This is a genomic window from Kitasatospora sp. NPDC048662 (genome assembly GCF_055587065.1).
In genome coordinates, this window is the sequence record NZ_JBVJHA010000009.1 from 15,530 (window position 1) to 30,234 (window position 14,705).

Annotated in this window: 9 protein-coding genes; 8 read left to right on the top strand and 1 reads right to left on the bottom strand. The window is 69.1% G+C overall.

Translation table 11 applies throughout. From position 1 onward, the window contains the following. Window positions 1-2,178 carry a ricin-type beta-trefoil lectin domain protein gene (locus ACZ6R9_RS23440; RefSeq protein WP_465540087.1) on the bottom strand — a complete coding sequence of 726 codons (2,178 nt, stop codon included), beginning with the start codon at window positions 2,176-2,178 and terminating at the stop codon, window positions 1-3. Between ACZ6R9_RS23440 and ACZ6R9_RS23445 the strand changes: the two genes are divergently transcribed. The 8 genes from ACZ6R9_RS23445 (at window position 2,144) to ACZ6R9_RS23480 (ending at window position 14,588) form a co-directional block, all read left to right on the top strand. Beyond that, on the top strand, window positions 2,144-7,879 hold the full coding sequence (locus ACZ6R9_RS23445) for an RHS repeat-associated core domain-containing protein (RefSeq protein WP_465540089.1): 5,736 nt from the start codon (window positions 2,144-2,146) through the stop codon (window positions 7,877-7,879). The two genes, ACZ6R9_RS23440 and ACZ6R9_RS23445, sit on opposite strands and share 35 nt — an antisense overlap. Continuing rightward, on the top strand, window positions 7,879-8,526 hold the full coding sequence (locus ACZ6R9_RS23450; protein ID WP_465540091.1) for a hypothetical protein: 648 nt from the start codon (window positions 7,879-7,881) through the stop codon (window positions 8,524-8,526). Before ACZ6R9_RS23445 ends, ACZ6R9_RS23450 begins: the two co-directional genes overlap by 1 nt. A 196-nt stretch (window positions 8,527-8,722) precedes the next feature. Further along, entirely contained in the window at window positions 8,723-9,088 is a 366-nt protein-coding gene (locus tag ACZ6R9_RS23455; RefSeq protein WP_465540093.1) for a transposase, read from the top strand. Between the two features lie 128 nt (window positions 9,089-9,216). Further along, window positions 9,217-9,417, top strand: coding sequence for a hypothetical protein (locus ACZ6R9_RS23460; protein ID WP_465540094.1), 201 nt, complete (start codon window positions 9,217-9,219; stop codon window positions 9,415-9,417). Window positions 9,418-9,626: 209 nt separating this feature from the next. Next, window positions 9,627-9,875, top strand: coding sequence for a hypothetical protein (locus tag ACZ6R9_RS23465; RefSeq protein WP_465540096.1), 249 nt, complete (start codon window positions 9,627-9,629; stop codon window positions 9,873-9,875). Window positions 9,876-9,919: 44 nt separating this feature from the next. Further along, window positions 9,920-11,374 (top strand): SPDY domain-containing protein, encoded by a 1,455-nt coding sequence (locus tag ACZ6R9_RS23470; RefSeq protein WP_465540098.1) that lies wholly within the window; start codon window positions 9,920-9,922, stop codon window positions 11,372-11,374. A gap of 133 nt (window positions 11,375-11,507) precedes the next feature. Further along, the gene (locus ACZ6R9_RS23475; RefSeq protein WP_465540099.1) at window positions 11,508-12,395 is read left to right on the top strand and encodes an SPDY domain-containing protein; all 888 of its coding nucleotides are present in this window, start codon (window positions 11,508-11,510) and stop codon (window positions 12,393-12,395) included. A gap of 231 nt (window positions 12,396-12,626) precedes the next feature. Further along, complete coding sequence (locus ACZ6R9_RS23480; RefSeq protein ID WP_465540338.1) at window positions 12,627-14,588, top strand: SPDY domain-containing protein; 1,962 nt, start codon at window positions 12,627-12,629, stop codon at window positions 14,586-14,588. The last annotated feature ends 117 nt before the right edge of the window (window positions 14,589-14,705 follow it).

The window sequence follows — 14,705 nt, forward strand, 5'->3', positions numbered from 1 at the left end:
CTATGCGAGTTTGGCGGTCGTGAGCCAGCCTCCTGAGAGGGTTTCGCGTGGGCCGAGTTGGATGGGGGCCTGCCACTTCTGGTCGGTGTAGCCGGCGCAGGTCCACAGGATGAGGCGGGTGAGGTCGGCGGTGCTGGATTCCGGGGAGGCAAGGCACTGGTTGTAGCCGGTGTTGCGCAGGCTGCCGTCGGGGAGGGCTTCCCACTGCTGGTTGGTGGAGCCGGTGCAGGTGGTGATGAGCGCGAGCGGGTTGGAGTTGGCGGGGTGTTCGATGTCGAGGCACTTGCCGAGTGTGGTGAGGGTGTTGTTGTTCCAAGTCCAGTGCTGGTTGTCGCCGCCGTTGCAGGTGAAGAGAACGACCTGATCCTGGGAGTTGGAGACGTCGACGCACTTGTTGCCGATGCCGGTGATGCTGCCCGTGAGTGAGCTGGTGAAGCCGGTGGCGTTGTTGCCGTGCCAGAAGCGCATGCTGCCGGTGCCGGTGGTGCCGACGAGGTCGATCTTGCCGTCGAGGTCGATGTCGCCGGGCGCGGTGAGGGTGGGGAGGGCGGTGGTGTCCCAGCCGATGGTGCCGATGGCGATGCGGGTGGCGCCGGTGCCGAGGCCGACGGGGCCGGTGGTGGCGGAGTAGGGGTACATCCGCAGCCCGTCGGTTGTGGAGGTCTTGCTGCGGGCGATCAGGTCCGGGTTGCCGTCGCCGGTCAGGTCGGTGGCGCGCAGGATCTGCATGCTGTTCCAGCCGGTGGCGCCGATTTCCTGGGGCTGGCTGAAGGTGCAGTCGCCTCCGACCGTGCAGGGGCGGCCGTAGACGGCGTAGAGCTTGTCGGCGACGACGATGAGCAGGTCGGGGTTGCCGTCTTTGGCGGTGTTGGTGGGTGAGGTGCCGATGTCTCCTGCGGTGGCGAGTTGGGTGACGTCGTTCCAGCCGAAGGCGGCGCCGCCGACCTTGGGGTCGGTGACCGGGGTGCCGAGGGTGCTCTGGAAGTGCACGGTTCCCGCGCCGCCGGGGCCGCCACCGTCGTTGGCGTACAGGTAGAGCGTGCGCAGTGCGGGGTCGTTGTAGACGTCGGGTTGGAGGGCCAGGACGTCCTCGGTGCCGTCGTCCCAGCTCTGGCGTTGCTGGCCGACGGGCGGAGTGTCGGCGATGCCGTCGTTGATGAAGTCGCCTCCGCGGGCGATCAGCGCGGTCTTCCACGGTGGTAGGTCGGCGGCCAGCGGGTCGGTGTTGCGGGTGAAGTTGGTGGTGACGAGGGTGGTGGCGGGGTCGATGGAGGCGGTGCCCTTGTAGAAGTAGAGCTTGTCCTCGTTGGTCGCGGTGCCGATGAGGTCGACGTAGCCGTCGTTGTCGAGGTCGCCGGGGACCTTCGGCGCGTTGGCGGGGCGCACGGGGTAGAAGCGGTACGCGGTGGTGGAGGAGCGGTTGCCGGCGGTGTCGATGCTGGCCGCATAGAGCGTGTGCAGGCCGGCGCTCATGGGTTTGAACTCCGGAAGCGTCACCTTGGCGCCGGCGGTGGTGTTGATGGCCTGGGTGAGGGCGTCGCTGTCGTACGAGTAGCGGTAGCCGACGACGTCCGGGTCGCCCCTGCCGTCGAGTGTGAACCTGGTGGCGGTTCCGGCGGGTGCGCCGAACTGCTGCTGCGGGTACTCGGGGGACGCGGCCAGCGGCGGGTACTTGGGACCGACCGGGTCGACCTTGAAATGGCAGGGAATGGCCGGCTCGCTGGGCGAGGCGTCGGTGCCGTCTTCTGCGCGGACCTGCCAGCGGAGGCTGATGGGTCGGTCGGTGGGGATGAGGTTGCTCGGGATCGCGAAGCCGACGGGTGTTCCGCTGTTGACGAAGCCGGACGTCCATTCGGTCAACTGGGTGTTGGTGTCGTCGTCGGTGAGCCAGAAGTGGGCTCGGACCTGGTCGCCCTGCGGGTCGCTGACGGTGGCCTGCAACTGGATCGGGTTGGTGGCGGTGGTCGCCCCGAGGGTTGTCGCGCCGGCCGCGGTGGTCGCGCAGGCGGTGTACGGGTTGGTGCCGTAGCCGGTGGGGCTGTTGGGCGGGTAGTTGTAGGTGACGACCAGCCGGGGGTTGTTGTCGAACTTCTTCCAGGCGTTCGTGTCGTTCTCGTCGCTGGCGCGCAGACCGAGGGTGAGGTTGGACGACTGGGCCTGCACCACGACTGACGGCACCCGCTACACCTTCGGCGCGGGCCGCCTGCCCGGCTGGAGCTCGGGCAAGCGCGAGACCCAGGCGGTGTTCACCGAGCCCGTCTACGGAAACCACCCGGGCGAACCGTGCCACGCCGCCACCTACGCCGCCTCCCAGTGCGCGAACCTCGGCTGGCGGTGGAACCTCGACCTGGTCGAGGACGTGCACGGCAACGCCATGTCGTACTACTACGCGGCCGAGACCAACAGCTACGCGCCCAACATGGGCACCGCCCCCGCCTCCTACGTGCGCGGCGGCCAACTGGAGCGCATCGACTACGGCCTGCGCTCCGACAACCTCTACGCCACCGCCCCCGCCCAGGTGCTCTTCAACACCGGCGAGCGCTGCGCGGCCGACTGCGGCGCCTTCGACTCCGCACACGCGGCGAACTGGCCCGACGTGCCGTTCGACCAGGTCTGCTCGAGCGCGACCTGCACGCAGCACACGCCGTCGTTCTTCAACCGCAAGCGGCTGACCGGCATCTCCACCCAGGTCTGGAACGGCACCTCCTACCAGCCGATCGACAACTGGGCCCTGGACCAGGAGTTCAAGAGCGCCAACGACGGCTTCGCCCCCGCCCTGTGGCTGAACTCGATCACCCGCACCGGCAAGGCCGCCGGCACCGGCATCACCGGAGCAGAGGTCAAACTCCCGCGCACCACGTTCGTCGGCACACCCATGGCCAACCGCGTGACCGGAAGCGCCACCACCGACCAACTGCCCTACCTGGCCCGACTGCGCATCACCGCCGTCGGCCTCGACACCGGCGGCCAGATCGACGTCACCTACTCCGACCCCGAGTGCCGCCGCGACGCCCCCGCGGTGATGCCCACCGCACTCGACCAGAACACCCTGCGCTGCTACCCCGTCCGCTGGACGCCCCCGCAGTCCCAGATCGCCGCCGACGACTTCTTCCACAAGTACGTCGTCCGCCAGGTCACCGAGACCGACCGCCTCGTCGGCGCCAGGAGCAAGACGACCCGCTACGAGTACCTCGGCGGCGCTGCCTGGCACTACGACACCAGTGAGACCACCAACGACGCCGACCGCACCTGGAACGACTTCCGCGGCTACGGTCGCGTCCGCACCATCACCGGCGACTCCGCACAGGGCGACAACGCCGTCCGCACCGAGGCCGTCTACTTCCGCGGCATGAACGGCGACAAACTCAAGAACGGCACCCGCAGCGCCTCGGTCGCAGACTCCCAGAACGTGGCGATCACCGACGAAGAGGGCCTCGCCGGGTCGCTGCGTGAGACGGTCACCTATTCGGGGGAGAACGGAGCCCCGACCGGCAGCGTCTCCTCCGAGCCGTACCGTTCCGCGCCCACCGCCACGCGCAACCGCCCCGGTACCCCCGGGGCACTGAACGCCTACCAGCGCGACACAGCCAAAACCACCTCCTACACCCAGGTCACCACCGGCTCCACCGGTTCCACCGCCTGGCAGCGCACCGAACTGACCAAGACTTTCGACAGCCTCGGCCGCACCACCCAGGTCAACGACGAGGGCGACCCCACCCGTTCGGACGACGACTCCTGCACCCGCTTCTGGTTCACCGACTCCAGCGGCCGCATCAAGGACAAGCCGTATCGCACCGAGAAGGTCGCAGTCGACTGCGCCACCACGCCGGCCTACCCGCAGGACACCGTCCAGGACGCCCGGATCTACTACGACGGCTCCACCAGTCTGACCGCCGCCCCCAGCCGGGGCCTGGTCACCAAGACCGAGGAAGTCGCCTCCTACAACGGGCAGAACCCGCAGTACCAGACCCTCACCCAGGCCACCTACGACGCCCACGGCCGCCCCGAGACCAGCACCGACTCCTACGGCGACACCACCCTCACCAGCTACACCACCAACCCGGGCGGACTGACCACCTCCATCACCACCAAGACGCCCCGGGACCGGCCCGCCACCCAGTGGCTGACCAGCGTCACCCACCTCGACGGCCTCCGCGGCGACCAGATCGCCTCCGAGGACGCCAACGGCAACCGCACCGACCTCGAGTACGACGCGGTCGGACGCCTCGCCAACGTGTGGAGCCCGCTGTGGACCAAGTCGGCCCACCCGACCGAACCCAGCAGCAAGTTCGGCTACGGGCTGCCCGTCAACGCCGCCAACGACGTCAGCGACGACGTCTCCTCCAGCACCTCGACCCGCCTGGAGGCAGGCGGATACCGCACCTCCTACTCGATCTTCGACGGACTCGGACGCACCCGCCAGAGCCAAGAGCCCGGCGCGAAGTCCACAAGCACCACCGTCACCAACCGCAACGTCAGCGACACCTACTACAACACCCTCGGGCAGGTCGCCCAGACCAACCCTCCGCACCTCGTGAGCGGAGCCCCCGAGGGAACGGCCGTCGGAAACATCCCCGACAACGAGATCCCGACCCAGAACGGCTTCCTCTTCGACGGCCAAGGCCGCCCCACCGACGAGATCACCTACACCGGCGGCGTGGAGAAGTGGCGCACCCGCACCCTCTACGGCGGCAACTGGACCGCCACCATCCCGCCCACCGGCGGCACCCGCACCCTCACCCTCACCGACGCCACCGGCCACCCCACCGAGCTGCGCCAGTACCACTCCCAGAGCGCCACCCCGGCGATCGACGCACCCGCGACCGACTACGACGCGACCCGTTTCACCTACACCAAGCGCGGTGAGCAGGCCTCCGTCACCGACGCCACCGGGAAGAACACCTGGAGCTGGACCTACGACCTCAGGGGCCGGCCGACCGTCACCACCGACCCCGACAAGGGCACCACCACCAGCACCTACGACTTCGCCGGCCGGCTCCTGTCCACCACCGACGCCCGCGGCCAGGTCCTCACACCCCAGTACGACGTCCTCGGCCGCAAGACCTCCCTGCAGGACGGCGCCGGCACGACCCTCGCCACCTGGACCTACGACACCGCCGCCAAGGGTCTGGGCCTGCCCGCCACCTCCAGCCGCGTCAGCGGCGGAGCCGCCTACACCACCGCCGTCACCGGCTACAGCGCCGCCGGCTCCCCCCTCGGCATCAAGGTCACCGTCCCGTCCGTCGCGGGCGAGGAAGCCCTGGCCGGTACGTACAGCACGACGATGGCCTACAGCTCGAACGGCGTGCTGTCCTCCACGCTCCTGCCCAAGGCGGGCGGGCTACCGCTGGAGAACCTCGTCTACGGCTACACCGCGATGGGCCAGCCCACCAGCCTCACCGGCGCGACCTCCTACGTCCGCTCCACCACCTACAGCGACAGCGGCGAAACCCTCTCCCACGTCGTGGGCACCGCGGCCAACCCGATCACCCAGGCCTACTACTACGAGAACGGCACCCGCCGCCTCACCGACTCGGTCGTCTCCCGCACCACCGGCACCGTCCCGGAGATCTCCGCCACCACCTACAGCTACGACGACGCCGGAAACGTCACCGGAATCAAGGAGAAGACCGACACCGGGGCCGTCGACCAGCAGTGCTTCCGCTACGACCACCTGCGGCGCATGAGCGCCGCCTGGACGGCCAAGACCGACTGCTCCACCACACCGACCCCGCAGAACGCCGCCACCACCGTCGGCGGACCGGAACCCTACTGGAACAGCTACGGCTTCGACGTCACCGGCAACCGGCTCTCCGAAACCATCCACGACCCCGCCGGCGACACCACCAAGAACATCAGCCGCACCTACGCCTACCCCGCCCCCGGCAGCCCCCGCCCGCACGCCTCCACCTCCACCACCTCCACCGGTCCCGCGGGGCAGCGCCTCGACGAATACGTCTACGACGCGGCAGGCAACCAGATCACCCGCCGCGTCTCCGGCTCCGAGCAGACCCTTGAATGGGACGCGGAAGGCCGCCTCGCCAAGGTGGCCGAAGGCACCAAGACCACCTCCTTCCTCTACGACGCCGACGGAACTCGGCTGCTCAAGCGCGCCCCCGACGGAGTGACGCTCTACCTCGGCGCCACCGAGCTCAAACTCACCGGCTCCGGCCCCGCCGGCACCGTCTGCGGCACCCGCTACTACAGCCACGGCACCTCCCCGACCCTGGTCCGCACCTGCGACGGCAACGTCTCCATCCAGATCGCCGACCACCACGGCACCGCCCAACTCGCCATCGACAGCGCCACCGGCGCCGTCACCCGCCGCAGCACCACCCCCTTCGGCGCCGACCGCGGCACCCCGCCCACCCTGTGGCCCGGAAGCAAGGGCTTCGTCGGCGGCACCAAGGACGACTCCACCGGCCTCACCCACCTCGGCGCCCGCGAATACGACCCCGCCACCGGCCGCTTCATCTCCGTCGATCCGGTCCTGAACCCCTCGGACCCCCAGGCACTGAACGCCTACGCCTACGCCAACAACGCACCCGTCACCAGCAGCGACCCCAGCGGCATGGTTCGCGCCCCCCTCCCCAACGACGACAGCCCCATCATCGACACCGCCGACCAACCCATCCCCCCGCCCCCGGCCGAAAAGGTCGAAGAAGCCAAGAAGATCAAGAAGAAGACCCTCGTCGACGTCGTCATCGAAGCCGGCGGCGAGATCCTCATGGAAGTCCTCGGCATCAACGACATCCGCGACTGCTTCACCAAGGGATCCATCGGCGCCTGCGCCTCCATGATCATGGGCGCCATCCCTTGGGGCAAGATCTTCAAGGCCAAGAAGATCGCCAAGGCGCTCGAAAGGGCCTACGATGCCTACCGCTCCTTCGAGAAGCGCCTGGCCGAAGCCAACGCCATCCTCAAATGGGCCGACGACGCGGCCGCCTACGCCTCCCGCAAAGCTGACGACCTGCGCGACCTCATAGCCAAGAAGGGCATACCCGACTCCGGCGGGCCGAACGTACCGATCGCTTGCGAGAGCAACAGCTTCACGCCCGACACACCCGTTGAGATGGCCGACGGCACCGCCAAACCCATCGACCAGGTTCAGGTCGGCGACCAGGTCCTCGCCACCGACCCTGAGCAGAACACCACCGAAGCCCACACCGTCCTCGCCACCATCATCGGCACCGGCACCAAGAACCTCATTGAAATCACCGTCGACACTGACGGGCCCGCCGGAACCACCACCGACACCATCACCGCCACCGACCACCACCCCTTCTGGACCCCCGAAACCGGCCAGTGGACGGACGCCACCGACCTCCAACCCGGCCAATGGATCCAGACCAGCGCCGGCACCCACGTCCAGATCACCGCTGTCAAGCGCTGGACCCAGCAGGCCACTGTCCGCAACCTCACCGTCGCCAGCGTCCACACGTACTATGTGGTAGCAGGTAATACCCCGATTCTTGTCCATAACTGTCACGAAGCAGGATTCACTGCGGCCCAGGAAGCGCTCGATGGATTGAAGCACAAGCGACAATCGATTGGTGGCGCGTTCTTCCCCCATTCTGAGTCTTTCGACATGGACTCGCCGATCAAGATGGTCTCAGGTGAGCGGAACCTGCCTGCGGGCTACAAGGCGCCGCCGGGTGCCGGCATGAACTACGATCACCTCGAAGCACAGACTGCCTCGTTCATGAGGGAGAAGCAGCTCTCCGAGGGGACCCTGTACCATACGGGCGATTGGAACTGCCCGACATGCCGTTCGACACTTCCCGATATGCTGCCTTCGAAGTCGTCCCTGACGATCTACTACAAGAAAGGCGGAGAAGTGTACGGTGAGACCTTTCTGAGTCGAGACTGGTGGGACTGATGGAGCAGGATTTCATGGAACTAAAAATTTTCCGAGAGAGAAAGTTCCTCTCCTCCTGGTACCGTTCCGAATCCGCCTCCCGAAAAGCGTTGGACGGAATTGAAGCCATTTGGGTTCCCGGCGGGCTAAGAAGTTTTTACGATATGAGCGCATCCTGGGATGTCCCTCTCGAGGGGGTCAAGCGAGTATTCCTTCCGCGCGAGATAACTCGAGAGGAGCACATGTGCATTTTCATGATGGATCCCGGAGGGTGGGCCTGGGCATTTGACGAGGAGCTGCCGGGAGTCGTGTTCGAGGCCAAGGATGATGAGCCGTGGCGGCGGATTTTGATGGGATGGGAGGACTTCTTCGGATTCCACGCCTTTACTGAGGCGATCGAGGCAGCGCCATTTGTGTGCCGGTCTTCTGGCCTTTCGGTGGACGATCTCGAGCCTTTTCTTTCAATGTTCCGGCCGGTGCAGTTTGGTGGGTCGCGATGGCCAGCCAACGGTTGGCGATTCCTCATGACTGACGAAATGATCGGCCATGTTGGGGTGGCCCCGTACTCTGACGGAGCTTTCACGGTAACGATGGGCGTGAACTCACGTGCGGCATTCGACCGATTGAAGGCCGCTAGTGACATTGAGTGGAGGTTTGGCCATAGTTGAAAATGGATTTTCCTCCAGATGTTGACGCGTGAAAATATTTGCCTCCTTTCGAAGCTCCGTGGCGAGATTTCGGTCTTTCTGTCGATCTTGATCGAGTGGTGTCAGACCGTGTTTGAGATCTGCCGTGCCGTGTACTACAGCGGCAGATCATGTGACTGCTGATCGGTTCTGTCGTTGAGCGGTCATGCTGGTGGATGTGGCGGAGAGGCATCTCGGAGAGTGGGCCGAGGAGTTGGCTGCCCTGCCGGGTGGGCTCGACCATCTGTTCGCGCGGCCGGAGCCGCGAGAGGTGTTCGCCGACCTGGTCGAGGGCCTGCTGTCGGACCTGCGCCGCAAGAACGCGTGGACGATGTCCGCACGGGCGGGCCATGTCACGCCTTCGCGGATCCAGAAGTTCCTCAACGCGGCCTCGTGGTCCGCGGACGCGCTGCTGGACGAGCTGAGGGCGTATGTCGCCGAACATTTGGGCGACCCGTCCGCGTCGCTGGTACTGGACGACACCCAGGTGCAGAAGAAGGGGACCAAGTCCGCAGCCAAGGACTGCGCGGACGTAGCGCACTAGGCTGAGGAGAACCACAAGGTCCTGGTCTTCACCGACGACGGAATCACCCTGGACTACCGCAAGGGGAGGGAGAGCTCCTTCGGGAACGAGCTGGCCAAGGTGTTCTGCTGGCCTCGATCTTCGCGGAGATGGAGCTCAAGCGCATCAATGCGCGCGTCACCGCCGCCCACAAGCACCTCCGGAAGACGGACCGCTGGGCCGGCGGGCAGCCGCCGTACGGGTACCGGATCGTGGATCGGCCCGGCGGCGGGCGCACGCTGGAGCCGGACCCGGTCACCTCCGAGGCGGTGCGCTACATGGGCAAGCTGCTGCTGGAGGGGCAGAGCTAGTGGATGATCGCCACGGCGCTGGAGGCGGCCGGCTTCGACACCCCGGCCACCCACGTGTTCAAGCACCAGGGCGAGACGTACTCGAGCAAGCGCAAGACGCCGCCGTCGAACCACTGGAACGCCTCCAGCGGCTGCGCGCCCACCCGTTTCGCTACCGGGCTGCCAACGGCGACAGGGCATCGGCCACCCACCACAACCGTGCCGGCCGGATGCTCGATCCGTTCCAGTCGGGCCAGGACGGCTGCTGGGACATCGACGGCGTCAAGGACGGCCGGTTCTGGTCGATCTCGGTGAGCGAAGCAGCCCCCGCGCCGGTCCTGACCGCCCTGGTCGACGCGATCACCCGGGTACACGACGCCCCCAACATCCTGCCCCCGGTGCTGTATCCGCCCTGCAGCACCGCGGCACTGGCCGGCACCGGTGCCGCAGGTGAGCCCGCCCGGAAGGAGACCCCCTGACCACCCCCGCTCGCGACCTCGAAGTGGTGGTCACACCAGGCCACTTGGCCGGACCGGGCGACGCCGAAGCAGCCCTCGCCCGTTTCCTCGAAACGTCCCCCACCTGGGGCCGCTACAGCCCGGGGCAGGACACCACCGTTGCGCTGCACGAGTCCCTCCTTGCCGCGATCGAACTCGACCACGACACCAGCACCGGGCCCCGCTGGACCATCGCCGCATACGCCTCGCCCGTCGGCAAGCGGACCTGGCGCGCGACCTTCTGCACCCGCACCCCGGTCGAGGTCGTCACCGCGGTGGCCGAGCGCCTCTCCCACGCCCTGACCGCGACCTCCGAGACGGTGCGCGACGAACTTCTGTGGGGCCGCCGATCGCTGGACAACACCATCGCGGCCGACCTGGACGCCGCCGACGAACCGTGGTCGCGGGAGACCAGCCCTGTCCACGGCGTCTACAGCTGCACCCGCCCCGACGCCACCGCCGGCATCGCCGTCAACCACAACATCGGCGACATCCGCGGGATCGGTCCGACCGTCACCGTCTGGGGCGGCCCCCGCAGCTACCCCAGCGAGCGCTGGCACGTCGCCTTCGCCGGCCACACCCCCACCGCCCTCATCAGCGCCGCGCTCGACGAGGTCGTCAACCCCCTGCCGGCGCTCCGCCAGCGCCTCCAGATCCCCGCCGCCAACCGCACCCAGGTCCAGCTCGAGCCGCGCCCGCGCCGCAACCTCCCACCTGGCAAGGGTCGGCAACCCACCCGCGAAGACCAGGGCGAGGCACCAGCCGAGCCCGGACCGGCGGACCCCGGCCGAGCCGGCCCGAACGCGGTCACCATCCGACGCACCGACGACGGCGCGATCACCGCGACCGGCGGGGACGAGCGCACCGCCTTCCTCATCGGCACCACCGGGTTCGCCCCCACCCCCGGGCGCTCGAACCACTACACCCTGCCCGCCAGCCACCCCCGGTACGAGGAGAACGAGATCGCCACCGACGCGGCCGTCCTCCTCGCCACCGCCGGGTACGACGTCACTCTCGACCCCACCCTCGGCGTCCGCCCGTCGCCACAGCCCTTCGTCCCCGTTACTGGAGAGCTTCTGCCGAGCAACACCGCAGAACGGCTGGCCGAGGGCATCGACGAGGTCACCACCCGCCTGCTGCGTGCCACCGACCCGGCTGAGGTGCGCAGGGCGGCTGGCGTCATCACCGGGGAGGGCGGCGTGCTGGACCGCAGCGCCCGGGCTCTGCGGGCGGCTGGCGGCTGGGCCCTCCACCACCGCGTCGGTGGAGACGCCGGTGAAGCGCTCCGGTTGACGGCCGAGATCGTCGCCTCCGGCCGGGAGGCGGCCGACCACGCGGTCGGCCGCCTCGGCACCGCCCACTCACTGCGGTCCGCAGCAGCCCGTACCCGAACCACGCCGGCCGCACTTCCTACGGTCACCGGTCCGCTCGGCCACACAGGAGCGCCAGGCCACGACAGCCTGCGGTCGAAGTCCCGCTGACCCCCGCACCGACCCCCACGAGGCCCTGCCCATGCCCGACGACGTTCAGGTCGCCGCTTCCCCCGCTCCATCGCGCCTGCCGCAGTGACGGTCCGACCGCGCACCACGTGAACCCGCCTACTTGGAGCAGTAGTTGACCACGGCCAATCCCCACTGGGCCAAGCGGGCCCGCGAACGACCCTGGCAGCAGGTCCGCATCACCCCAGCCCTGTACGCCGGCCCCACCCGGGACATCGAGCGCGCGATCCGGCCGCTCACCGACGCGGAAGCCGTACGCCTCGACGACGGCCGCGGCAACCAGCTGATCATCTCCACCGACGGCCGAATCCGGCTCGGACTCGAACCGGAGGGCGGCGACGTGATGTGGAAGGTCGCCGTCCATGAACGCCCCTTCCGCCCGCCGCTGTGGACCGTCAGCCTCACCGAGAACACGCCGATCGAGGTCGTCGAGGCCATCACCACCGAGCTGGCCGACCGGCTGCGCACCGGCAGGCGGCTCACCGGGGGCGCTGCCGACGACGAGTGGCGCACCCCCCTCCAGGCCCACGGGTGGACCCTCATCTGGGACGCCGCGGCGGGCACCGAGACGGCGTTCGCCGAGCAGAGCCCGCAGGACAGGATCGTCCTCAACACCCAGGCGGTCCTCGACCCGGAGGAGTGGGAGGAGGCCGGGCAGGACGGATTCTGGAGCGTCGACATCGCAGGCGACTTCGACGGCTGGTCCGCCGCAGCCAGCATCTGCACGCCGGACCAGATCCTGCACACCATGGTCAGCGCGATGCTCGCCCCCGCCATCCGCGACATCGGAGACCTCGGCGACCTGGCCGTCGGCGCGGCGGTCGTCGGCGCCGCCGAACTGACGGAGATCCCCTCCAGCCCGACGCCGCTGGACACCCACCGCGCCCGAGCCGCCCGCACGACCTCCCCGACCCGCGCCGCCGCCGACTCCACCCGGATCGCCTTCTCGGCTTCCGCGCCCTTCTCGCAGCCGGCCTCTGGGCCGGGGCCGCGCTACCGCTGAACACCGGGGTGCGGCTGCGAGGCGGCCACCCCGCGGCCCGTCGCCGATCCCGAACCAGCAGCCCGCTCCGCCACCGTCACCCACGACCCAGCCGCTGACAGCCCCCGAGGAACCGCCATCCCCGAAACCACGATCTACGTCACCCCTGCCTACCTCGCCGGGGCCAGCCACACCAACCGGGTCTTCGACCGCCTCGTCCAGCAGGGCTGGGGCCGCAGCACCGACGACGACCTGGGCCAGGAGTTCGCCTGGAGCCCGAACCACCGTTTCCGCATCGCGGACGGCCAGCTCGACCCCGGCGCCGCCTGGCGGATCACGGCCGCCCCGGAGCCCCTCGGCGTGCCGGCCTGGATGGCCGGCTTCTCGACCGAGACGCCGCCCGAGATCATCATGGCCGTCACCGACGTACTCGCCCGCACCGGGGACACCATCGACTGGACCGGCGAGTCGCACCCCGCCCTCCAGCAGCCGACTGACCGGCGGACCCTGATCCGCACCCTCACCGACGCCGGCTGGCGCAGCACCTACCGCGGCGGTGTGCTCGACCTCGAAGCTCCCGACGAACTCGCCCGAGTCCAGGTCCGCCTGGACCCGCCCGGCGATCCGGACGACCTCATGGCCCACCCCCACCTGTACGTGGAGATCGGCCCGCGGGGCTCCGGCGGCTACCCGCCCTACTGGCAGGCCATGGTCACCACCAACGCCCCCGCGGTCGTCGCCGACGCCCTCACCCGGGCCCTCACCAACCCCACCCCCCTGCAGCGCGACCGGGACTGGATGGACGAGGAACTCCTGGCCCACCTCGGTCACCGGACGGAGGCCGGCCCAGCTGCCGCCAGCCCGTACACCGAGACGGACCTGCGGGAAGCGGCGGCCGAGTTGTGCGAGGAGGCCCTGGAGGAGGTCGAACACCTCGACTTCGTACCCGAGTGGTACATCGTGGACCGGGTCATCCCCAGCAGCCGGAGCCGCACCCCGACGACCTGGGACCAACTTCCCTCGGAGCAAAGGGCCCTGGCGTGTTTGCTGGTGGAAGACATGGTCATCGCGGCGGCAGCGAGTGCACCGGCGCTCCTCGACCTGGACCTCGGCGCCAACCTCGACCCGCGGACCGCAAGCCGAAAGCCGACACCTCCCCTCACCGCGGCACTGAGTGAACTCCCCTTCAACATCAGCGACCTGAAGGACGCGGCAGCCTACGCCGCCGCGGCGCAGATCAACGGGACCGACCTCAGCGGGATCGCCGAAGCGCTGCACGACCGGCCGGTCGGCGACGGCACCACGTGGACCTGGGGATCGCTGCCGACCGCCCAGCACGAGCAGGCGCTCCACGCGATCGACCGTCTGCTGACCGGGGCCGCCGCACGCACCCCGGAGCTCTTCGCCCCGGACTTCAGGCCCGCACCGCTGGCCCTCGTCGCCCCGGTCTACCTCGCCGGCCCCGGCCACGACCGCACGATCGCGGCCAAGCCCCTGACCGATCGAGGCTGGACCACCGAGAAGCAGGGCACCACCATGGTGTACACCAGCCCGTGCCGGCGGCTGCGCGCCCAGTCGACCACCGACGACACGGGGACGAGCTGGACTGCGTCCTTCAACTACCTGCTGAGCGGCGAGGAGGTCTGGCGGGTTGCCGCAGACCCCCGCACCCCGCCGGAGATCGTGACCGCCCTGCACACCGCGCTCGCCGCCAACCCGAGCGAGTTGATCCGGACCGCCGGGAACGCCGAGGACGGTCTCGTGCCGATCATCTCCGCCGGCTGGCACGACAACAGCACCCGCGAACACCTGATTTGGGATGCACCGGGCGGCGAGATGGCCAGCGTTTACCGCTGCACCGCCCCCGCCGGGCAGATGTTCGTCGGGGAGAGCCGCGCCTGGCAGATCAGCGGCGGCAGCGAAGCCGAGGGCTGGACCATCGAGATGTCGGAGAACATCCCGGCCCCGCTCCTGGAAGCCGTCACCGCCGCGATGGCCGACCCGGCGCCGGTGGCCCGCCTCGGCCGTGACCTCACATCCGAGCACCTGCTGTGCCTCGACGTCCGCCCCCTCGTCCCCAAGGCCCCGCCCGGTCCGTCCGCGCGGTCGCTGGCCGCTCGCGCCCGCGTCGTTCTCTCACCGCCGGCACCGGCCGCCAGCCGCTCGACTACCGCCTCCAACCCACCCGACCAGCTCCGGCAGCCGGCCCGCTGACCACCGCGAGCGGCACCTGCGCCCGAACCACGACCGATGCGGCGCGCCTTCGAGCCCCATTCGGCCACCACCCGCCGAACCCGCTGAACCCTCCACCGCCACCACGGAACAGACTCC

Excerpts from the sequence above, each read along its gene's own strand:
- ACZ6R9_RS23460 (WP_465540094.1), top strand. The coding sequence starts at position 9,217 with ATGGAGCTCAAGCGCATCAATGCGCGCGTCACCGCCGCCCACAAGCAC.
- ACZ6R9_RS23450 (WP_465540091.1), top strand. The coding sequence starts at position 7,879 with ATGGAGCAGGATTTCATGGAACTAAAAATTTTCCGAGAGAGAAAGTTC.
- ACZ6R9_RS23465 (WP_465540096.1), top strand. The coding sequence starts at position 9,627 with ATGCTCGATCCGTTCCAGTCGGGCCAGGACGGCTGCTGGGACATCGAC.